The following is a 389-nucleotide window of genomic DNA, read 5'->3' as shown; positions in this document are numbered from 1 at the left end:
ATGATGGCATCGGCGCGAAACGCAATCCAGAAAGCGCCGATCGACTTGCGCCCGCGAGCGGCGGCTTCGCCCATTCCAGTCTTCCTTAGCCGGTGAATCTAGTGCCGATCATATTGGCATCGCGGGCGAAACGAAACGACCCGTTTCAGACCGCGAGCCCTTCGGCCGGGGCGATCAGGCGCGGCCAGAACGCCCTTGCGCCGGGACGCGCTATCGGGCAAACCGGCCTTCCTTTCGCTTCATTGCCGTTCCGGGGTTCCGATGTCCGCTACGATCTCGCCGCTCGCACCGAAGAAATATCCCAAGATGCCGGTCATCGAAGGTGTGCGCATCGCGACCGCGGAAGCGGGCATCAAATACCGGAATAGAACCGACCTGCTCGCCATGGT

General features: G+C 62.2%; 1 pseudogene. It reads left to right on the top strand.

Going from position 1 to position 389, the window contains the following annotated elements:
• Positions 1 to 261: 261 nt before the first annotated feature.
• Positions 262 to 389, top strand: a pseudogene (locus EOA28_RS38480) (bifunctional ornithine acetyltransferase/N-acetylglutamate synthase); the annotation flags it as partial.

It is taken from the genome of Mesorhizobium sp. M2A.F.Ca.ET.067.02.1.1, from assembly GCF_004023285.1.
Lineage (GTDB): Bacteria > Pseudomonadota > Alphaproteobacteria > Rhizobiales > Rhizobiaceae > Mesorhizobium.
Note: the sequence above shows the minus strand (reverse complement) of the source record. Positions and strands in the feature narration are given on the sequence as shown.